Raw genomic sequence first — 20,928 nt, forward strand, 5'->3', positions numbered from 1 at the left:
GAAGCTCTGGCATTATTGAATACAATTCGGCTCGCTAATCGTAGCGTTAATCAGATCAATCATCAGTATTGTCATTCCCATTGTAAACCGAGACAAAAAGAAATAGACCGCCCTTTCGTGAGGTAAACGGTCTATTCTTTGAATATAACCTACTGCCGACCGCTCTTACAGCGGTAAGTTGTGCAGGGAGTCGTGTGTAGGAGCACGGCTCCCTTTTCCTATTCTTATCTTAACTTATCCATATTTTAGACTTCAATAAACAAAAACACTTTTGCTATGATAATCTCATACAAGATATTAACGATATGGAGGGACAAGCATAGATGGAACATAGCAGCACGAGAGCAGGAACAAACGCTGCAAGCACAGCGGTATTCTTCGACGTTGACGATACTTTGTATGACCATCTCGCTCCACTACGAGAGGCTTTAATGCAGAGGCTTCATCTGCCGGGAACACTACCGTACGAGGCAATCTACCACCGATTCAGGTACTACAGTGACTTACTATCTGCGGAAAAGAACTTATCTGCCGTACCTGCACCGGAGGAAGTGGCAGACATGCGCAGACGCCGGTTTATGCTCGCTCTAGCGGAGTTCGGCATTTTTATTAACGAGGAGCAGGCAGAAGCAGCGCAAGCGGCATATCTTGATATGCAGTTTAGAATTAAGCCTTTCCCAGGTATGGTTGAGATGATTCAGCATTTAAGAGACCGCGGAGTGATCGTCGGCCTGATTACGAATGGACCGGAAGAGCATCAGATGGCGAAGATTAAAGCACTTCAAATGGAAAGCTATATGGATCAGAAGCTGTTCTTTGTCTCAGGCGGAGTAGGCTACGCCAAGCCGGATGCCCAGCTGTTTCAGTATGTGAACAAGGTAACGGGAACGGCTCCAGAGAACTGCTATTATGTAGGCGATTCATGGAGAAACGATGTGGTAGGAGCGCTGGCTGCGGGCTGGACCGTACTATGGTTTAACCACCGGAGAGCAGAGCCAGAGTCAGAGCATAAACCTCATTCTATTGCTGAAAATGTGGAGCAGCTTGAAGCCATACTAATGAAGCTGATGGTCTAAAATTTGATTGAATACAAATGATAAGAATTTATAAACATCGGGATCTTCCTAAAGAAAGGTGCGGGAATGACCGATGTTTTTTGTATTGCGGCAAGGGGAACGCCTAGAAAAGATCCCAAGAAAAAATAATTCTAAATTACATGAATCAATTTCATAACTCATTAAAAAGGCGGATTCGAAACTATATATAGACAAATCAAATCACTTTGATCTATATATACTCTTGATTTAAGCAACTAAAGGTATTATGGAATTGATTCACATCATTAATTTTCAAAAAGCTATTTCTTTTTCTGGATAACGTGTTATAATCATATCAGGATTTAGATTAAGTCTAAATCAAAGGGAATAAAGTGATCGTGATCATCGACACCAAGGAATCCAACTTGTAATTTTTATTTAAGCGAATCAAGCTCATGAGGATTATTCAGTTATGAAGTTGATTCAGTAAATGATTCGTTAATAAAATTCCAATTTAAAAGGAGAAATAAATATGACAACAACTCAAACAAACCAAGCTAACCAAGTAAAAGATGAGCAATTCCTGCACAGCTCCCTGAACCGACAAATTGCCGGATGGTCTGTGCTTTATACGAAGCTTCACAATTTCCACTGGTATGTCAAAGGACCTCACTTCTTCAAACTGCATGAGAAATTCGAAGAGTTCTACAATGAAGCAGCGGAGAATCTTGATGTTGTGGCTGAGAGACTGCTAGCCATTGGCGGACGTCCAGCAGCTACCATGTCTGAGTATCTGAGCCTGTCCCCTGTTGAAGAAGCAGCTCAAGGCCTGAGCGCAGAGCAAATGGTTCAAGCGATCGTGGAAGACTATACGACAATGGTTGAAGCGATGGTGGAAGCACAGGAAGCGGCAGAGGCACTTGAAGATCAAGTAACAGCGGATATGCTGATTGGCATGCAGGCATCTCTGCAAAAACAAGTATGGATGCTGAATGCTTTCTTGGGTAAATAAGCAGGACCCTGCTCAACAAATAGACACATGGAAGTGTCCAACTGATGAACTTCCTCTTGCTCATGTAGTTTCATGAATTCTGGATGGGTATAATGGAACTAATTCAAAAGTCACGCTTGCCAGTAAAGTGTTAAATGGGAAGATGACGGAGAGAACGAGAGGTCGGCAGGAAGTATGACAAATAAGTCTGCACTTATTAAAGAAGCTGAATCGTTTATATATACAAGCTATGAAGAGCTGGGTCTGAGCCGTGATACGGCAGAGGCCCGGCTTGTTCGCATTCGTGAAGATATCGAAATAACAGGCACTTATGTACATACGAAGCAGGAGCTAGAGTATGGCATCAAGCTGGCTTGGCGCAACAGCAACCGCTGTATTGGTCGACTGTTCTGGGAAACGCTGCGCCTTGTGGATGCACGTGACGCCACCACAGCGGCAGAGGTTGCTGAGCTGTTATTTTCTCACATTCGGCAGGCAACGAACGGTGGCAAGGTTATTCCTATGCTGACTGCCTTCAAGCCTATGGATGCAGCCGGACGGGCTCCGGTTCGGATATGGAATCACCAGCTTATCCGATATGCAGGTTACGAGACGGAGCGGGGAGTCCTCGGTGATCCTGCTTCGGTACAGCTGACCCAAGAGGCGCTGCGGTTAGGCTGGGAAGGAGAAGGGACCGCATATGATGTGCTCCCGCTTATTATTGAGATCCATGGTGAGAAGCCGCAGCTCTTTGCGATTCCGAAGGAACTGGTACTGGAAGTGCCGATCCGGCATCCGGAATATTCTACATTTGAAGAACTCGGCATGAAATGGTATGCGGTTCCGATGATCTCGGATATGCGGCTTGAGATTGGGGGCATTCATTACCCGGCGGCTCCGTTTAACGGCTGGTATATGGGAACCGAGATTGGAGCACGGAATCTGGCTGACGAATTTCGTTATCATATGCTGCCTCAGGTAGCGCGGCTGATGGGACTGGACACCTCATCTGAACGAACGCTGTGGAAGGACAAGGCTCTAGTCGAGCTGAATCTGGCAGTGCTTCATTCCTACAGGCTAGACGGGGTTAGTATGGTCGACCATCATACGGCGGCGAATCAATTTGCCAAATTCGAAGAACGGGAAGCAAATGCAGGACGGCAAGTCACAGGAGATTGGACATGGCTTATTCCACCCGTATCGCCAGCGACGACGCATATTTTTCATAAGTCCTATAACAATACAACGCTTACGCCGAATTTCTTCTATCAACAGGCTCCTTACCCTGCAGATAGGGAATTGGCAGACGATCCAACGCTGCTGCAAGAGACCGTCCCTTCGGTAAAATGCCCTTTCCACTAGGCCAGGGCTAAATCTCATAAATAATTAGAACCGTCAGGCATGTTCCTGGCGGTTTTTTTGTGTGTTCATCTGTGAGTCACGGACGGAAGCATGTCATTCATACAGCAGTTCTGGAATAGATATAGTGAAAAGCTCTCGAATGATGATACACGAGGGAGGGGCAAGAAATGGACAAAAGCCAGTTGATTTCTCTGATTAAAGTGCCCTTTGGATATGGTGCGGGTCGAATGGGCAGTGAGCTTGGACCTGAGCGTCTGCTTCGATTGGGTCTGTTGGAACAGTGGAAGGAGCTTGGGTATGTGCTTGATGAGCCTTCCCGTATTATACTGAAGGATCAATGGAGCGATAAGGCAATGAGCGTGCACATGAAAAATGCGGCTAAGGTGTTGTCCATATGCACGGCATTAGCCAGTGAGGTTAAATTGAAAAGAGCCGAAGGGCATTTTCCATTCATCCTCGGCGGGGATCACAGCATTACGATGGGCTCACTTGCCGGATTGACAGCGGCTGGAGCGAGGCTTGGTGTCATCTGGATGGATGCCCACTCCGATCTGAATACAGAGGAGACGACCCCTTCAAGGAATATGCATGGTATCCCGTTAGCTGTCGGACTCGGCAGTGCAGCTCTGAAGCTGTCAGATATCTATGAAGGTGCTGCAGATATTGATGCCGCAAAGACCGTGCTGATCGCAGCCAGAGAGCTGGACCCCGGTGAGAAGGAGCTGATCAAGGAGCTGGGGATCCATTGTTACACGATGCATGAGATTGATAAGCTCGGCATACAGAAGGTGATCGATGAGGCGGTCGATATCACCAGCAGCGGAACAGACGGTGTTCATCTCAGCTTCGACATTGACAGTCTTGACCCGACAGAGGCACCGGGTACAGGTACGCCGGTTCAAGGCGGATTATCTTATAGAGAGGCCCATTTTGCCATGGAGCTGTTGTATGAAGCCGGAATGATCACTTCTTGCGACTTTGTGGAGGTTAACCCGCGGCTGGACCGGATGAATCGGACTTCAAAGCTTGCTGTCGATCTTATCGGGTCGTTATTTGGCAAACGGATATTGTAAGCTCGGATGTAGGTGGAGTAATGTGAATAAAGTTTTTGATACAGCATCTCATGGAGATCGTCATTCATGAAGGTGCTTTTTTTCTGATATTTGAATCCATTTCATCAATCGGATTTTCACCATTTAAATGATTTATGAAATCGATTTTCTGAAAAAATGTCAATCAGTTTAAAAAAAGAGGTTTGCGCATTGGAGTGTATTCTATATAATAGTTTCGATATGTGCCCGAACGAATATAATGACATATGTAAAACGAAATCGAAGGCGCAAGGCATATCCCCTCAAAAAAGGAGGTTTTCATTACATGACAAATCAGGAGTCAATCATCCGGTTTGAGAACGTCACGAAACAATATGATAGCGACGATCCGATCCTTAAATCGGTCAGCTTTGAAATTGAGAGAGGTAAATTCTACACCCTGCTTGGACCTTCCGGCTGCGGAAAGACGACGATTCTTCGTCTCATTGCCGGCTTTACCGAGCCGTCTGAAGGAAATATTTATTTTAACGGCAGCATTATTAACCGGGTACCAGCGCATGAACGTCAGGTTAACACGGTGTTTCAGGATTATGCACTGTTCCCTCATTTGAATGTGTATGAGAACGTGGCGTTTGGTCTTCGGATCAAGAAGATGAAAAATGCACAGATCAAGGAGAAGGTCAGCGAAGCACTTCGCTTCGTCAACCTGGCAGGATATGAGAACCGGGAAATTACGGAAATGTCCGGTGGTCAGCGGCAGCGTGTGGCGATTGCCCGTGCGATTGTCAATCAGCCGGAGATCATACTCTTGGACGAGCCTTTATCGGCTCTCGATCTGAAGCTTCGCACTGAGATGCAGTACGAACTGCGTGAGCTGCAGCAGCGGCTCGGAATCACTTTTATTTTTGTAACGCATGACCAGGAAGAAGCGCTTGCGATGTCGGATGAAATCTTCGTCTTGAACGAGGGAGTCATTCAGCAGAGCGGAACGCCGATCGATATTTATGATGAGCCGATTAACCGGTTTGTCGCTGACTTCATCGGAGAATCCAATATTGTGGCAGGAAAGATGAAGCAGGACTATTTGGTAGAATTTGCAGGCAAAACTTTCGAGTGCGTAGATAAAGGGCTGAAGAAGGACGAGCCCATTGAGATTGTCATTCGTCCAGAGGATCTCGAGATTACAACGGCAGACCTCGGCAAGCTCCAGGTGCGTGTAGATTCTCAGCTGTTCCGCGGGGTTCACTATGAAATCTCCAGCTATGATGATGCAGGGAACGAGTGGCTTGTTCATTCCACAAAACGTGCGGTGGTTGGAGAGACGATCGGGCTCTATTTTGATCCAGAGGCGATCCATGTTATGCGTTTTGGCGAGACAGAAGAGGAATTCGACAAGCGGCTTGAATCCTATGGCGAACTGTCAGAAGGAATTCAAGGACAAGGAGTAAGCCATGAATCGTAGCATGGGAACCCGCAACTTCTACCTGATCCCTTATATGCTGTGGATCGTGTTGTTCGTCGTTGCGCCGATTCTGCTGATCCTGTACTACTCTTTCTTTAATGTTGAAGGGCAGTTTACATTTGAGAATTATGCCAAGTTTTTTACACCGGTTTATTTGAAAATGACGCTGAGCTCGTTCTGGTATGCGCTGCTCATTACGTTCTTCTCGCTATTGATTGCTTACCCGACCGCGTATTTGCTGACTCGGACGAAGCATAAGCAGCTGTGGCTTCTGCTGGTTATTCTGCCGAGCTGGATCAACCTGCTGCTGAAGGCGTATGCGTTCATCGGGCTGTTCGGAACGTATGGATTCGCCAATGCGCTGCTTGAGACGATCGGAATTGGAACCCAGCAAATTCTGTTTACGGATTTCAGCTTTATATTTGTCTCGGTATATATCTTTATTCCGTTTATGATTCTACCGATCTTTAACGCGATAGAGGAGCTTAATCCGTCCCTCATCTATGCTGCAAGAGATCTGGGGGCATCGCCCTTTACCACGTTCCGGCGGGTGATCTTTCCTCTGACCTTCAGCGGGGTGAAGGCTGGGATACAAGCCGTCTTTATTCCGGCGTTATCCCTGTTCATGATTACAAGACTGATTGCAGGTAACCGTGTCATCACGCTGGGTACTGCGATCGAGCAGCATTTTCTCGTGACACAGGACTGGGGAATGGGAGCCACCATTGCAGTCTTCCTGATCATTATTATGATCGCGATTATGTTCATCAGCGGTCAAGGAAAGCGGGGGGTGCCTCATGGGAAGAAATAGTAAGCTGTCCAATCTATATCTGTTTATCATCTTCGCCATTTTGTACCTGCCGATCTTCTATCTGATCTTCTACTCCTTCAACAGCGGTGGAACGATGCAGAACTTTGAAGGCTTTACTCTCGAATGGTATGAAGAAGTATTCGCAGACACAAGGCTGCTGATTATTGTACTGAATACTTTTGTTATAGCGCTGTTGTCCGCAGTAGTATCCACCGTATTGGGTATTGCCGGCGCACTTGCCATTTATCAGGTTCGGCGCAAGCGCAACAAGAACACCTTGCTCTCACTTAATAATGTGCTTATCGTGAGCCCGGATGTTATTATCGGTGCCTCCTTCCTGATCTTCTTTACGATGCTGGGCATACAGCTTGGATTCAGCTCGGTACTGCTGTCTCATATTGCCTTCAGCGTACCCATTGTCGTCTTGATGGTGCTTCCTAAGCTGCAGGAGATGAGCCCGACGCTGATTGATGCAGCGAGAGATCTAGGAGCCTCCGGCTGGCATGTGCTGACAAGAGTCATTCTGCCGTTTGTTAAACCGGGGATTTTTGCCGGATTTTTTATGGCTTTGACTTATTCGCTTGATGACTTTGCCGTGACGTTCTTTGTTACAGGCAATGGCTTCTCAACACTCTCGGTTGAGATCTACTCACGCGCAAGGCAAGGTGTGTCGCTGTCGATTAATGCATTGTCGACGCTGCTATTCCTGCTTACCATTGTGCTGGTCATTGGTTATTACTTCATTAACAGCCGGCAGGCCAAGCTTCAAGGAAAGGGGCTGAGACCATGAAGCAGCTGGTACAGACGTTCAGTGTCGTACTGATCGTCGCATTTCTGCTGATGTATCTTACATCGGTTCTCAACTCCAGTGAAGGTTATTCTGGCGGCAATACGCTTACAATCTATAACTGGGGCGATTACATCGATCCTGATTTGATTACAGAGTTTGAAGAGGAGAGCGGGCTTAGAGTCATTTATCAAACGTTTGATTCCAATGAGGCGATGATGACGAAGATTCAGCAGGGAGGTACGACGTATGATATCGCGATACCTTCTGAATATGCCATCAGCAAAATGAAGGAGGATGATCTCCTTCTTCCGCTGGATCACTCTCAAATACCAAATTTACAGTATATAGATGAGCGTTTTATGGATTTGTCCTTTGATCCCGGCAACGAATACTCCATTCCTTATTTCTGGGGAACGGTGGGCATCGTGTTTAATCCGGAGCTGACAGATCTCACCTTCAAGAGCTGGGACGATCTATGGGATCCAAGTCTCAAGAATCAGATCCTGCTTCTGGATGGGGCGAGAGAGGTCATCGGGATGGGACTTAACAGCTTGCATTATTCACTGAATGATACCAATGAAGACCATCTGCAGGAAGCGCTCGCGAAGCTGTCCACCCTTACTCCCAACGTCAAGGCTATCGTAGGGGATGAGATCAAGATGCTCATCGCCGGCGAGGAGGCTGCGGTGGGTCTTGTCTGGTCCGGTGACGCATCCGAAATCATGAGCGAGAATGAGAAGCTCGACTATGTTGTTCCTGAAGAAGGCTCAAACCTCTGGTTTGATAACATGGTTATCCCGAAGACAGCGAGCAACATAGAGGGAGCACACCAGTTTATCAACTTCATTCTTGATCCCGAGAATGGGGCAAGAAATGCGGAGTACGTCGGTTATTCCACGCCGAATGCGGCAGCGCTTGCCCTGCTGCCTGAGGATATTTCTGGGGATGAGCGCTTCTATCCGAATGAGGAGCTTACCGAAAAGCTGGAGGTCTACGATAACCTGGGAAGACGGATGCTGTCCCATTACAATGATTTATTCCTAGAGTTCAAAATGCATCCAAAATAAGCATCGTCTTGAAGACTCGTTGTCCACATGTGGATAAACGAGTCTTTTTTCTTATTACCGGCTGAATATTTATGCAGTGGCTCTATATGTCAATTTTAGAAGCCTCTATTTGGATGGATAGCCTTATATCATTGTTATTAATTCAGCAGTAGTAATCTATTTTACATACTTATTTTCACTTACTAAATAATATATAATAAAGTACAAGCTTGTGGATACATACGAATCATATTTAAGAAGGTAGGGTTAACACAATGGGAAATTTACAGACGGTAATTAAAGAAAGGCGTTCCGCGATGAAGTTTAAGGAAGGAGCAGTGATTAGCAAAGAGGAGCTTGAGAAGATGTTTTCGCTGAATAAATATGCTCCTTCCGCGTTTAACCTGCAGCATGCGAATTATATGGTGCTACAGAGTCCGGAGGACAAACAGAAGGCTTATGAGGCATCTGGTCAATATAAGACTTTGACCGCATCAGCAGTTATTATCGTGCTCGGGGATACCAAAGCATACCAGCAGGTGAAACGGCTGTACGAAGGTATGCTTGCACTTGGAATGATGACTCAAACCGAATACGACTTGGAGACAAGCAGTGTAATCGAGATGTACGAGACTAGAGGTCCTTCCTTCCAGCGGGATGAGGCAATTCGTAATGCGAGCCTGTCAGCGATGCAGCTTATGCTAATTGCGAAGGACATGGGATGGGATACCTGTCCGATGATCGGTTATGATGATCAGCAGCTAGTATCGCTGTTACGTATCCCAGAGGACCTTATACCCGTTATGATGATTACGCTGGGTAAAGCGGACGAGGAGAACTTAAGACCACGTGGATACAGAAAGCCTGTGGATGAATTTGTGAGTATCTATTAAGTTAAACTGTGGTATTTCCCTTAATGATGGGTTATCCACATGAGAAAGGTCTGACCTCTGCGTAGTGCAGTGTCAGACCTTTGTTGTTAAAAATTCATATAAATAAATTCCGTTGATTCTCCCGAGAAGAAGATGATCCCCAGCACGACGGCGATGATCACAAGCGCACCTGCAACGGATATCAATCCATAAGCCGCGATTCGAGCTACACGAGGAATCATATCAAAGAGATCGGGCTCTGTCCGCATTTTACTGCGCTGTAATTCCATATTGCAACAGCCTTTCGTATAAGATTTCCCCAAAGATTCGGCTTCCTTCATCTACCATGTGGGAAGAGTCGTGATAGAATTCATGCGGTATCAGGTTGCTCCCCCCTGCATTAAATTCAATGAAGGGATAGCCGCGGGATTCAATTAACTTCTGGTAGGCCCCCATAACGGAGAAATAGTCTGTCCAGTTCAGCATGTTGTGCCGTGTAATGAGGTCCTTGTCCAGTGGAGCCGTATAGAAGACGGCCTGCTTATCATGCTTGTCCACCAAATCAAGGGTCTTGTTCATCATGGTCAGTCCGAAGCTGCTCTCAGCATCAAATGGCCTGCTCCACGTATATAGCTTGGTAAAATGCCCAACGATACCCGCCTGCTGTTCAGCCGTAAGCTGGTCATAAGGTGTATAGGGAGGCGTGTAGGCAGTTATAATGCCTTGTCTCTCATTACGCTTCGCGGTTACTTCCCGACGAAGCTTCTCAAGCGATGTACGAGTGGATAACAGCTGATAAGTCAGTACATCGCGGTCATGATACAGCGGCCAATGGCTCAGTATTTCGGTCGTCACGAAATCATGGACGGCATTCGGTACGGACTCCTCATTCTTGGCAGGAGAATGGCGAAGCCACGATTTTGGAATATTTTGATCCAGCTTGCTGAGTAACGAAGGGTATACGGATACCTCTGGATCGTTATCCGTAAGTGGAAGTATGCCGTAATTAATCTCATAGACGACATAATCGACTTCATCAATGATAGAGGCAAGGATGGCATACGTCTCGGCCAATCGAGCTCCCGTTAATCCGAGATTCAGCACGCGCTTGTCGCTTAGGTGAACCTGCAGTACGCCGGAAGTCGTGTTGCTGCTGTCTTTTACCGTTGTCCCATACACAGTGGAAGCTCCGAACAGCCCAATCCATGGCTTATGGTCATCCGGCTGGGCCTGTAAATGCTCAATCCACAGCGGTGTATATACAATGGAATCATAGGCAGGCACCCTCAGCTCCTCTTCTGCGTAGGAAACGATCTCCTGCTCTGACTCTTCAACAGCATGACCAGCCCATAAGGTTATAGCGCATAGACCAAGGACAGCGAGGGTCAGCATCGCCATTGTCATTTTTTTAATAGGAAGCTTGTTTAACATGATCTTACATCCTCACTCTCAGGAGCCAAGACCAAATAGTCTTAGCATTAAATCCATTCCATCCGATACGGGCAGCATGAAGAACACCCGGCTCAGGGTGACGCCAAAAAAAGTAATGCCGACGGCAAACAGCGTCGTTCCAGGTTTAAGCCAGACCGGCACGGGCCTCACAAGGGGCTTGACCTCCTTGATAAAGAAACGATGAATACAGAGCATCACGCCGTGAAACATTCCCCAAACGACGAAGTTCCAGGCTGCACCATGCCACATTCCTGACACGGTCATCGTGCACATCAGGTTTAAATAAATCCGTGCTTTGGATACGCGGCTTCCCCCGAGCGGAAAGTAGACGTACCTAGTCAGCCAGGAGCCCAGTGAGATATGCCAACGATTCCAGAACTCGGCAATGCTGCGTGCCAGATAGGGATTGCGGAAATTCTCCGGTATTACGATGCCGAATAAACGTGCCGTCCCGATTGCAATATCCGAGTAGCCCGAGAAGTCAAAATAAATAACGAAGGTGTAGGCGATCAGCGATACCCATAGTGTCCATGTGTCCGCACCGCTTATTCCCTCAGGTGAATAAACAGGCTGAGCAAGGATGTCAAGGGAAGCGGCCAGCACCAGCTTTTTGAATAAACCAAACCCGATACGGAGGATGCCGTTTCGAACATTGCTCCATTGAAAAGCTGCCGTCAGCTGAGGGTAGAACTGTTGAAACTGTTTGATGGGGCCAGCCACCATCGTCGGAAAGAAGAAGAGAAACGCCAGGAAGCTCACAGGCTTATGCTGTGGCAAATTCCCTCGTTTCTTCTCAACGACATAATGAATCAGCTCAAAGGTAAAATAAGAGATTCCGAGAGGCAATATGAGATCATCTACGGTGGGAAGGGAAGGCTCATTTATAAATCCGAATAAGCTGTTCACCATGCTGCCCAGCCGGCTGCCGTATTTATAATATCCGAGCACTAGGACAATTAGAATTATGGTCGCAGGATAGACCCAGCGTTTACCGCGTTTGATAGATCTATGAATCAGCAGGAAGGCAATGATCGCCTCTGCGAGCAGCAGTAGGACAAATGCGCCTGCATAATAGGAATAAAATGAAATTCCCGCTGCAATGAGAACAAGCGGTCTGATCCGATGAGGGCTGATATAGTACAGGACAATTGCTGCGAGTACAAATAGCCAATATAACCAGTCTGTGTACATCATGTTTTTTAAGTTTCCACCATTTCTGATTGAGCAATGCTCAATCTATCATAACTCGATCATAAATTCATTGATTCGGTTCACTTGATATTTATTCAAATTTCAGGCAGGAAGTGCCAAATATAAATTTTACCGCAAAGATGGACAGGCTGCCAACCACATTATATGGAATAACAGGATGGAATTAATTACACAACTTATTTAACAAAGAAATTGAAACTACATATAGACAAACTACACCGTTTTGATCTATATATACTCTTGATTAAAGCAACTTGGGGTCTTATGAAATTGATTCGGATAGCAGAAAAAAAGCCGGATTCAGGAGTGTTATCCGCATAAAAAAGCCCGCAGTATCATACTGCGAGCTTGATAGATCGAGACAATTAGGAAAAGATATGGCCGATCTCTGCAATTTCCGCTTCGTTCAGCTTCACTTCGAGTGTCTTCAGGTTGTTCAGTACTTGTTCAGGCCGCTTCGCACCAGGGATCAGTGCGTCGACAGAGTCCCGCGTCAAATACCATGCGAGCACCAGATGAGCGACCTCAACGCCTTTATGATCTGCAATCTTGCGAATTTGCTCTACTTTTTCAAGATTATGCAGATAGCGCTCTCCCTGAAATTCAGGATTGTCCTTCCTAAAGTCATCGAAGCGGGTATCCTTCGTATATTTGCCGCCAAGAAGACCCGATACAAGCGGGAAGTAAGGGATGAACGTAATCTGATTAGCCGCTGTATAAGGCAGGATCTCACGTTCTACCTCGCGATTGAGCAGATTGTATTCGGATTGAAGGACATCGACGTAACCATCCTTGTTCGCTTGCTTCAGCTGTTCCATAGAGAAGTTTGATACTCCGATAGATCTTATTTTCCCTTGGTCCTTAAGCTCCTTCAGAGCCCCAACCGCTTCATCCTTCGGCGTGTCCTCATCCGGAAAGTGAATATAATACAGATCAATATAATCGGTCTGGAGTCGATTCAAGCTGTCCTCCACCTGCTGCTTCAGAAAGGAAGGGGAGTTATTCGGTGCATAATTGTTATTCTCATCATGGGCGCCCTTCGTTGCAATGACGACTTGATTGCGGGCTCCCAGCTCTTTAATGACTTGTCCGATCAGCTCCTCCGAACGTCTTGGACCGTAGATAAAAGCTGTATCAATCAGGTTAACACCGTTTTGGATAGCAGTGCGAATGACCTCTTTTCCTGCCTCTTCATCCAGATTGGGATACAGATTATGTCCCCCGACCGCATTAGCTCCGAGTCCGATAGGATTTACATACAGTTCTGATTTACCGAGCTGCGTTGATGTAGTCAATTCATTAGCCTCCTTTTTTCATATAGTATGGATAAGTTCTCCCCTTACTATTCTAAAGGGTGCAGTTACGTAAAGCAAAAAAACCTCTGCCTTGGACGAGGAGAGGCTTGCCGATGTAATATGTAGCCGAAGCCGAATAGACGTCTGACAAATATCATGAATAGAAATGCGGTTTCTTTTTGCGGCGAAACAGAACCAATACTCCACCCACGATGAGAATCAGCGCAATGAAAGGCTGGACGACGGAGAATCGATTCAGCATGGAGCCAAGTGAGAACGCAATGAAGAAGATGAAGGACAAGGCGGTTAGAATGTTGATCGGAATCAGCAAATATTTGTTTCGGCTGCCGAACCAATACAGCTCAAACAGCCCGGCTGCGACCGCAAGAATAAAGCCCGGCCACATCGTGATCCAGCTGTCGGTTACAATAGCAATCTGGCAGGTCAGTCCTGCGATGAGCAAGATCCCCCCGGGTACGAGCAGCCCGATGCCTCTTCCGATCAGCGAGAAATAAAGCCAGTGAAAAAAGATGCCCAGCGGGATGATGAAAAAGGATGGCCAGAAGTAGGCGAAGATGGAGCCGGTTCCGAGATGTTTACCTGAGTTGAGCAGCAGGAACACACCGACGATAATGAGCAGCGGGGCGAATAGACTTGCTTTGTTTTTAATGCTCAAGGCTAGACTCTCCTTTCCTCTAAATTTTATCTAACCAGAATCTTATCATACATAATATATGGTGTAATCGGTCTTAAGAAAGTGAAGGAGCCTGGACTTAAGTCTAGTATAATTTAGATGAATACCTCGGGAGATCGGGATGATGATGATTCTCTTTTATTCGAATAAATAAAGCAAGCCGCCAAGGGCAGCCTGCTCTATTATTCGTATCACTCCGGCTGAAGCTGAGGTGATGGTTTAATGAACTTTGTTAGCAAGAACCGTGAGACAGGTCCTACGATCAGCAGTTGTGCAGGGAGTGCAGCAATAATGTTTAAGCCCGCTGTTTTGAGGTAAGCTGTGAGAATAGAACCCTCACTTCCCATTCCCACCATTACAGATTTCATTATCATGCCATATATAGACATGATAAGAACCATCATCGGCACCATGCATACGGCGATGGCCAGAATGGAGTTAATTGGCTTCGATTTATCATAAGGCAAAGAAAATGCCAGTTTACGCGCACTTGGTCCCACGATAGACTCTGCGAGAAAAGCAACAATAAAGGTTATGATAAATTGAACATAAAGATTATGATATATGACACACTGCCAGCCTCATAAGTGACGATTTTGTGTCTTTTTTAAAAGGATTAGTCTTAGCCGTTAAGTTGATTCATCAAATTCGGTCATATAACGGGTGCCATGGACCTCATTTTTGGGGCTTACTTTTTCAATGCGAGCCAAGTCATCAGGAGTCAGCTCAATCACCAGTAATAAAAGGAGGCAAGTGTATGACATCGCAAACATCTGCGCGTATTAAATTTCCCTCGGGATTCTGGTCCGGCTTCAACAGTTAGGAATCGATCCTCTGGACGTAGCTCGCAAAGCACGACTGCCGCTTACAGTCATCACTGAGCCGAAAGTCACCACTAGCGAGTACTATGCAATCTGGCAGTCTTATTCAGATCTTGCAGGCGATATTGCCGGAAGTATCATCGGACTTGCTCAAGCCTTTGAAACCACACAATATCCACCGGCTGTCTTGGCGACATACCATGCTCACGATTATCGCGATGCTCTTTACAGAATGGCCAGGTACAAACAAATGTGTCCTCCTGAAGGCCTGCGTGTTACCGAGGCAGGCGAGGACTGTATTGTCGAGCTGGAGTGGCAGCATACGGACGAGCTTGGTCCACCGGTATTGGTTGGTATAACGCTCGCATACCTTCTGGAGCTGGGGCGCCGGGGAACAGGGCGTGAATTGACAGCACGCTGTGTTGAATTTGTGAATCCCATGGGTAATGTGCAGACATTGGAAGCTTATTTCGGATGTCCTGTCCGGGCAGGTAGAGACAGAAACCGGATTACACTGTGGCGACAGGACTTGGATCTTCCTTTTATATCATATAACGAAGAGCTGCTTGAAATTCTGACCCCGGTGATGGATCGAACGCTGGATGAGGAGCTGCATAACCGTTCGATTACCGAGACGGTGAAATGGATGATGAAACGGAGCCTTATGGGGGGCATCCTGACATGCAGACTGTGGCGAAGGAGCTTAATATGAGCGGACGAACACTTCAGCGCAGGCTTACTGATGAAGGTACGAGCTTTAAGGGGCTATTAACGCAAACGAGACATGAGCAGGCAAGGGCATATCTGGCCGATCCCTTGCTTGAGATCACAGAAGTGGCTTTCTTGGTTGGCTACGAGGACCAGAATTCGTTTTACCGTGCTTTCCGCCAATGGGAAGGAGATACCCCTTCTCATTGGCGTTCCGAACATCTAAGTAATGGGAAGAAGAGGTTTTTTGGCGTGTAATGCAAGAAGTTTGACGTCCTGAGCCAGTTACATGATCAGCCTCACAAGGTAATATAATCCCTATCGCATCGATGGTTTTGCGAGTCTATCTAATAAACAACTTAGGGGAAATGCATTATGGATATGGGATTACACAATAAGACTGCTTTAATTACGGGATCAACGAAGGGTATAGGGAAGGCCATTGCTTTTGAACTTGCTAGAGAAGGCGTGAACGTACTCATCAATGGAAGAAATAACGAAGAGGTAGAACAGACGGTAAATGAAGTTCGGTCGCAATTTCCAACAACTTCTCCTCAAAATGCCACTGCCGATATTGTAGATGCTAAACAGATAGAGGCTCTGTATGAGAAATATCCACATGTGGATATCCTGGTTAACAATGTGGGAATCTATGAAATCATGCCATATGAGGACGTAGACGATGCAACTTGGGAAAAATACTTTCGTACCAATGTACTTGCAGCAAACGGCCTGTCTAAATTTTATTTACCTAAAATGCTGAAAAACGAATTTGGCCGCATGATCTTTATTGCGAGTGAGGAGGCAGTGATGCCCTCAGGTCGAATGCCACAGTATTGCATGACCAAATCGATGCTGCTGTCTCTATCGAAAAGTCTGTCCAAATTAACGGCAGGCACCGAAGTGACAGTCAATACAATTATGCCGGGACCGACATTATCGGAACATGTACAGCAGATCATTGAGGGGATTTATGCTGACGATAATATGACTTTCTCGGAAAAGGAGAAACAATTTATGGCATCAAACCTGCCTCAATCGGAGATTCAGCGATTCATCAGACCGATGGAAATTGGCAGACTAGCTGCATTTATCAGCAGTCCTTTTGCTTCCGCATTTAAAGGCTCTCCTATCCGTATGGATGGGGGGATGGTGCCGACTATTTTTTAATGTAGTCTGTAATTATATATTTCTGTGGAAGATTAGTTCAAATAAACAGGTTGCAGCTATCGTGTACTTCTTGCGATGGCTGCCGCCTGTTTATTTTGTATAAGGGTTATTTCTGCGAAAGTGGTCTGGTGTTCAGATAGATGCTGAGGTCAGGGCTAGAGCCTTCGGTAATGACATCGGCCAATATTCTGGATAGGACCGCATTATATACGATGGCGTTATCTCCGTAGGCCATCACCATGTGACAGTGTGGATACGCTTCATACTGGCCAACCATGGGAAGACCGTCATGCGTTACGCTCAAGAAGCCGCCAAGCCAATATTCGGGCTCTGCCGGGATATCCGGAAACAGCTTGTGAAATGCCTCCATCAACTTGTCCCGGCTCCGCATGATTTTGCTATCTCTAGCCTCAGGGATGGTAGTATCTTTATCCATTCCGCCAATGATGACGCGATGATCCGGTGTTGTCCGCAGATAGACATAAGGACGTGCGGTTTCCCAGATTAATGTGCGCTTATACCAGCTGGAGAGGTCAGGCACCGGCTTGGTGATCACAGCGTAGGAGCTGACCATAACGGCATTCTTCTCCGATTGGAAATCACGATTCTCATTACCTGCAGCGATAATGACATGCTCTGCCTTGATCTGGTGCCGACGAGGAGCAGCGGTATAGAAGACAGCATCCTTAATATCCTTTCTTCTTCCCGTAATTTCAGTCTCACCGTAAATGGAGCCGCCCAAAGACTTCACCTTCTCAAGTAATCCATATACGAATTGGAGCGGGTTCAGCTCAGCCTCGTTGTAGCTATACAGCGCTGCTGGTTTCCGGAAAGGATATACAGCTCTGATCTGTTCCTCATTCCATAACTCGACTTGAAGGCCGAGCCTGCTCAGGAAGTCGTACTCCTTATGAATGGAGGGAATATCTTCTGTGAAGGAAGCGTAATACAGGCTGTCTCTGCGAACAAACTGTGCATTGATCGGCAGCTTCGTACAAATGTCTTCCAGCTCATTCAGCGCTTGCCAGCATAGGTGTATATGCCTTGAGATGATCTGTTCACCAAAGTGGTTGGCCAGTGTAACGAAGCTCTTCTCACCCGATAGCTGGATAACGGCTGTATTGGCGCTCGTACTGCCTTCACCGATCCTGCGTTTATCTACGACGGCCACCTTTAATCCCCGCTCAGCAAGATGATAGGCACACAGAGATCCTGAAATACCTGCTCCGATAACGAGTACGTCACACTGAATATCCTCTGCTAGAGGCGGGTAAACCGGAGGATTGCTGACGGTTGTGGGCCAGAATAATTTACCGCTTTGCAAATCCATATCTAGTCTCTCCCTTGATTCATGAAGTTGGTTCATATAGTATGGATTTTTTGCAGCACCTCAATGCAAGTCACTTGAAGCTTACGGCTGTTCGATTTGAATATTTCCGGAAGTAGTACGCACTTTAATCAGCTCTGTTCCGGTTCTTGGTGATTCAGGTGCATGAACACTTCCAGATACGGCTTGAACATCATAAAATCCGGCAAAATCATGTGCTGCTATAACATCCACATCGCCTGATACGGCCCGGATATCTAGATTCCCTCTCACGGATTGACTGACTTCCACATTCCCGGACTGTACTTCAATGCTGGCGTCTCCGTGCAAATCTTCAATTTCGATGTCACCGGAAGTGGACTTAACCTCTAGCTGGCCTTGAATTCCAGCCGCCTCTATACTACCTGATTGGAGCTTCACTGCAATTCTGCTTGAAGTGAGGTTCTCAAGCTCAATTTCTCCAGAGATCATATCGAAGCTTGCACTGTCCTTGGCTGTTACATCCTTCATATCCAGATTGCCTGATGATAGCTTTACTGTAAGCTGATTGGCTTGAACATCCTCGAGGTTGAAATCACCTGAGGTTGATGAAATAGAAACATGCCTTGCCTGAACCCCGGTAATGTCGTTATTGCTTGATATATTATCCAGCACAAGCTCATCGAGCGTTTTGTCTGAAGGAATCCGAACCTCAATGCGATTGTCTGAGAAATCCAAATTAAATGATAGAAATTGAAAGGAATCCTTCGCTGACGTATCAATCGTAAGCGTGCTGCCCTCCGGAGCTGTCTGTTCAATTCGATTTATGGCATCCTGGTGCCATTTACCTTTGAATAATACTGAAATTTGTTCATCCTCACTCGGTACAAATTGGATATTCGTACTGCTGTCAGTTCGCATGACAAGGGAATGGGTGCCTGCTTTAGAAAACGCAAACTGTTTCTCATACGCAATCCGGTCATCTCCAAATTCAAATCCAAATATGGACATGCCGACAACGCCGACAGCAATGCAGGCAACCGCAAATCTTATCCAGTTCTTCATCTATTGGTCCCTTCCTTTCACCACTTTGAAATTCCATCTTACATAGCTGCGAGTAAGTACCCCAAGCTTCTTGGCAGCCCACAGCGAGAAGATACCGAGCAGGATGCCAATTCCGAGCATGGTGATACTGACGGACGCTTCTGCCCAGATCACACGCTTCTCTTGGAACATAAAATCGGCCAGGGCAAGAAATGGAGCCAGTACGCCAGCGGCCGAAGTAGCGGCAATAGCCAGCCACACGGACCATATGGTTGCAAATACCGGCAGGGCAAAGATGAGATTCAGAAAGAACATGCCGATCGCAGAGAAAAAGCTGCGGAAAGCACGGTGGCTTGATCTCGATTCTGTCATATAGGGCATACTGGCTGCGAATGGCATACCTGAATTATTAGATGCACCATAGGCATTGTTGTAAGTAATTTGAGGTGAAGCTGGCCCCTGTGCTGGGGAAACATACCGATCACCGAGGGCTTCTAGTGCAAGCTCTCTCGGATGACCAAGCTCTCTTGAAATGTCTTCTTCCGTCTTGCCTTCAGCCAAGCCCATATCAAAATGCTGCTCGTAATCACTTAGCAGCTCCATGCGTTCACCTTCGTCAAGCAGCCTAAGCTCGCGTTCCAGAGCAGTCATAAACATACGTCTGTTCATTCGCTATATCCTTCCTTAAGTAGATTGGTCACACTTGATACAAATAGATTCCATTCAAGCTCCAATTTCAGCATATAAGCAAGTCCAGAATCCGTTAATCTGTAATATTTACGCGGAGGTCCCTCGTTAGATTCACGCAAATAGGTGGTGCAGTACCCGTCTGCTACTAATCGGCGAAGCAAGGGATACAAAGCACCTTCAGCAATCTCAATATGTCTGGACACGGCTTGAGCCAGCTCATATCCATATCGGTCTTTACGGTGAATCAGTACAAGGACGCACAGCTCTAACGCACCCTTTTTAAATTGGATATTCACATTCAATCAGATTCGGGTCTCCTTTCTTGCCAAACGTTTAATTACACATAATTACTAAATTTAGATTAGTACTGTTTATTATATAGTAGTGAACAGGTAAATATTAACACTCAGTACTGAATAATGCAAGATAGTGATATTCATGCAGACATGAAGGCGTTTGAAACTCCTCTCCGCGGGTAAGGAAAGCAGAGAAGGAGAGGATCGTACATGAACAACAAGAATCAAGAGGCAAGTGAGCCAAACCAGCATAAGCAAGACTATTCCAAGAAAAAACACTCTAAGAAAAGAAGGATGGGTCTCCATTTCTATCGTAGAAGATCACTCCGATCTAAAAAAAGACTACAAATCCGCAATCGTTATGAAATAGCCCATATGATTAGCGAGATAGCGACATCGCTGCTGTTTCTGGCCGGCAGCTTTTGCTTGTTCTATCCGGAAGTCAAACTGATTGGCACCTGTCTATTTATTCTAGGGAGTATTCAAATGCTGGTCCGTGCACTTATTCGAATGTCATACATGCTTAAACTCAAAAAATGGGATTACATTGATGAAAATAGAGATCAGGAGAAGAACCACATCATGCACTAAACATCTGTTGAAAATGGGGGTTAACACATGTGTGGGCAAATCAAAGACCGCCTTAAGCTGACTGGATAAGCAGCATAAGGCGGTCTATTTACATTTTGTCGATTTCTTATTGGCCATGCTTATGAGACAGCCCAGGTTGTTGCGTACGCGTTTTTCAGCATCGCCCTTCATTTGGTTTTGAAGATCTGCTTCTGTTTGACCGGAGAAGCTCATGAACATTTCAAGG

Annotated in this window: 21 protein-coding genes and 1 pseudogene; 12 read left to right on the forward strand and 10 right to left on the reverse strand. The window is 46.2% G+C overall.

Annotated elements, in window-relative coordinates; translation table 11 throughout:
- Positions 1-323: 323 nt before the first annotated feature.
- From BM415_RS17490 to BM415_RS17530, 9 genes are all read left to right on the forward strand, one after another.
- A complete protein-coding gene (locus tag BM415_RS17490) occupies positions 324-1,076 on the forward strand; it encodes an HAD family hydrolase (protein ID WP_091160224.1) in 753 nt (250 codons plus the stop codon).
- A gap of 493 nt (positions 1,077-1,569) precedes the next feature.
- Positions 1,570-2,049 carry a Dps family protein gene (locus BM415_RS17495; protein ID WP_091160226.1) on the forward strand — a complete coding sequence of 160 codons (480 nt, stop codon included), beginning with the start codon at positions 1,570-1,572 and terminating at the stop codon, positions 2,047-2,049.
- Between the two features lie 174 nt (positions 2,050-2,223).
- Positions 2,224-3,390 (forward strand): nitric oxide synthase oxygenase, encoded by a 1,167-nt coding sequence (locus BM415_RS17500; protein ID WP_091160228.1) that lies wholly within the window; start codon positions 2,224-2,226, stop codon positions 3,388-3,390.
- A 167-nt stretch (positions 3,391-3,557) separates the two neighbouring features.
- Positions 3,558-4,463, forward strand: coding sequence for an arginase (gene rocF / locus BM415_RS17505; protein WP_091160229.1), 906 nt, complete (start codon positions 3,558-3,560; stop codon positions 4,461-4,463).
- 304 nt (positions 4,464-4,767) lie between these two features.
- Complete coding sequence (locus BM415_RS17510) at positions 4,768-5,904, forward strand: ABC transporter ATP-binding protein (RefSeq protein ID WP_091160231.1); 1,137 nt, start codon at positions 4,768-4,770, stop codon at positions 5,902-5,904.
- Complete coding sequence (locus BM415_RS17515) at positions 5,894-6,715, forward strand: ABC transporter permease (protein WP_244533508.1); 822 nt, start codon at positions 5,894-5,896, stop codon at positions 6,713-6,715. Before BM415_RS17510 ends, BM415_RS17515 begins: the two co-directional genes overlap by 11 nt.
- Complete coding sequence (locus BM415_RS17520; RefSeq protein WP_091160232.1) at positions 6,702-7,505, forward strand: ABC transporter permease; 804 nt, start codon at positions 6,702-6,704, stop codon at positions 7,503-7,505. Before BM415_RS17515 ends, BM415_RS17520 begins: the two co-directional genes overlap by 14 nt.
- A complete protein-coding gene (locus BM415_RS17525; protein WP_091160234.1) occupies positions 7,502-8,572 on the forward strand; it encodes an ABC transporter substrate-binding protein in 1,071 nt (356 codons plus the stop codon). Before BM415_RS17520 ends, BM415_RS17525 begins: the two co-directional genes overlap by 4 nt.
- A gap of 254 nt (positions 8,573-8,826) precedes the next feature.
- Positions 8,827-9,444 (forward strand): nitroreductase family protein, encoded by a 618-nt coding sequence (locus tag BM415_RS17530; RefSeq protein ID WP_091160236.1) that lies wholly within the window; start codon positions 8,827-8,829, stop codon positions 9,442-9,444.
- 86 nt (positions 9,445-9,530) lie between these two features.
- Here BM415_RS17530 and BM415_RS17535 read toward each other — a convergent pair whose 3' ends face one another.
- The 6 genes from BM415_RS17535 to BM415_RS17560 all read right to left on the reverse strand — a co-directional run bounded on the left by BM415_RS17535 (position 9,531) and on the right by BM415_RS17560 (position 14,576).
- The gene (locus tag BM415_RS17535) at positions 9,531-9,713 is read right to left on the reverse strand and encodes a hypothetical protein (RefSeq protein WP_091160238.1); all 183 of its coding nucleotides are present in this window, start codon (positions 9,711-9,713) and stop codon (positions 9,531-9,533) included.
- Positions 9,694-10,854: a hypothetical protein gene (locus BM415_RS17540; RefSeq protein WP_170862530.1), complete on the reverse strand. Its 1,161-nt coding sequence runs from the start codon at positions 10,852-10,854 to the stop codon at positions 9,694-9,696. Before BM415_RS17540 ends, BM415_RS17535 begins: the two co-directional genes overlap by 20 nt.
- A gap of 18 nt (positions 10,855-10,872) precedes the next feature.
- Positions 10,873-12,069, reverse strand: coding sequence for an MBOAT family O-acyltransferase (locus tag BM415_RS17545; protein ID WP_091160240.1), 1,197 nt, complete (start codon positions 12,067-12,069; stop codon positions 10,873-10,875).
- A gap of 383 nt (positions 12,070-12,452) precedes the next feature.
- A complete protein-coding gene (locus BM415_RS17550; protein ID WP_091160242.1) occupies positions 12,453-13,382 on the reverse strand; it encodes an aldo/keto reductase in 930 nt (309 codons plus the stop codon).
- Positions 13,383-13,536: 154 nt separating this feature from the next.
- Positions 13,537-14,058 (reverse strand): hypothetical protein, encoded by a 522-nt coding sequence (locus tag BM415_RS17555; RefSeq protein ID WP_170862531.1) that lies wholly within the window; start codon positions 14,056-14,058, stop codon positions 13,537-13,539.
- A 209-nt stretch (positions 14,059-14,267) separates the two neighbouring features.
- Positions 14,268-14,576: a DUF2798 domain-containing protein gene (locus tag BM415_RS17560; RefSeq protein WP_211753674.1), complete on the reverse strand. Its 309-nt coding sequence runs from the start codon at positions 14,574-14,576 to the stop codon at positions 14,268-14,270.
- 257 nt (positions 14,577-14,833) lie between these two features.
- Between BM415_RS17560 and BM415_RS17565 the strand changes: the two are divergent.
- Both BM415_RS17565 and BM415_RS17570 read left to right on the forward strand, forming a co-directional pair.
- Positions 14,834-15,863 (forward strand): annotated as a pseudogene (locus tag BM415_RS17565) (helix-turn-helix domain-containing protein).
- Between the two features lie 117 nt (positions 15,864-15,980).
- Positions 15,981-16,775, forward strand: coding sequence for an SDR family NAD(P)-dependent oxidoreductase (locus BM415_RS17570; protein WP_091160243.1), 795 nt, complete (start codon positions 15,981-15,983; stop codon positions 16,773-16,775).
- A gap of 106 nt (positions 16,776-16,881) precedes the next feature.
- Here BM415_RS17570 and BM415_RS17575 read toward each other — a convergent pair whose 3' ends face one another.
- The 4 genes from BM415_RS17575 to BM415_RS17590 form a co-directional block, all read right to left on the reverse strand.
- Positions 16,882-18,105: an NAD(P)/FAD-dependent oxidoreductase gene (locus BM415_RS17575; RefSeq protein ID WP_091160245.1), complete on the reverse strand. Its 1,224-nt coding sequence runs from the start codon at positions 18,103-18,105 to the stop codon at positions 16,882-16,884.
- 81 nt (positions 18,106-18,186) lie between these two features.
- Entirely contained in the window at positions 18,187-19,146 is a 960-nt protein-coding gene (locus BM415_RS17580) for a DUF4097 family beta strand repeat-containing protein (protein ID WP_091160246.1), read from the reverse strand.
- A complete protein-coding gene (locus tag BM415_RS17585) occupies positions 19,147-19,794 on the reverse strand; it encodes a DUF1700 domain-containing protein (RefSeq protein ID WP_091160248.1) in 648 nt (215 codons plus the stop codon).
- Positions 19,791-20,117 carry a PadR family transcriptional regulator gene (locus tag BM415_RS17590; RefSeq protein ID WP_091160249.1) on the reverse strand — a complete coding sequence of 109 codons (327 nt, stop codon included), beginning with the start codon at positions 20,115-20,117 and terminating at the stop codon, positions 19,791-19,793. The genes BM415_RS17585 and BM415_RS17590 overlap by 4 nt, the downstream gene beginning before the upstream one ends.
- 204 nt (positions 20,118-20,321) lie before the next feature.
- Here BM415_RS17590 and BM415_RS17595 point away from each other — a divergent pair, with 204 nt between their 5' ends.
- A complete protein-coding gene (locus tag BM415_RS17595; protein WP_091160251.1) occupies positions 20,322-20,702 on the forward strand; it encodes a YrhK family protein in 381 nt (126 codons plus the stop codon).
- Positions 20,703-20,928: the final 226 nt, after the last annotated feature.

This window comes from Paenibacillus sp. 453mf, assembly GCF_900116105.1.
Lineage (GTDB): Bacteria > Bacillota > Bacilli > Paenibacillales > Paenibacillaceae > Paenibacillus > Paenibacillus provencensis.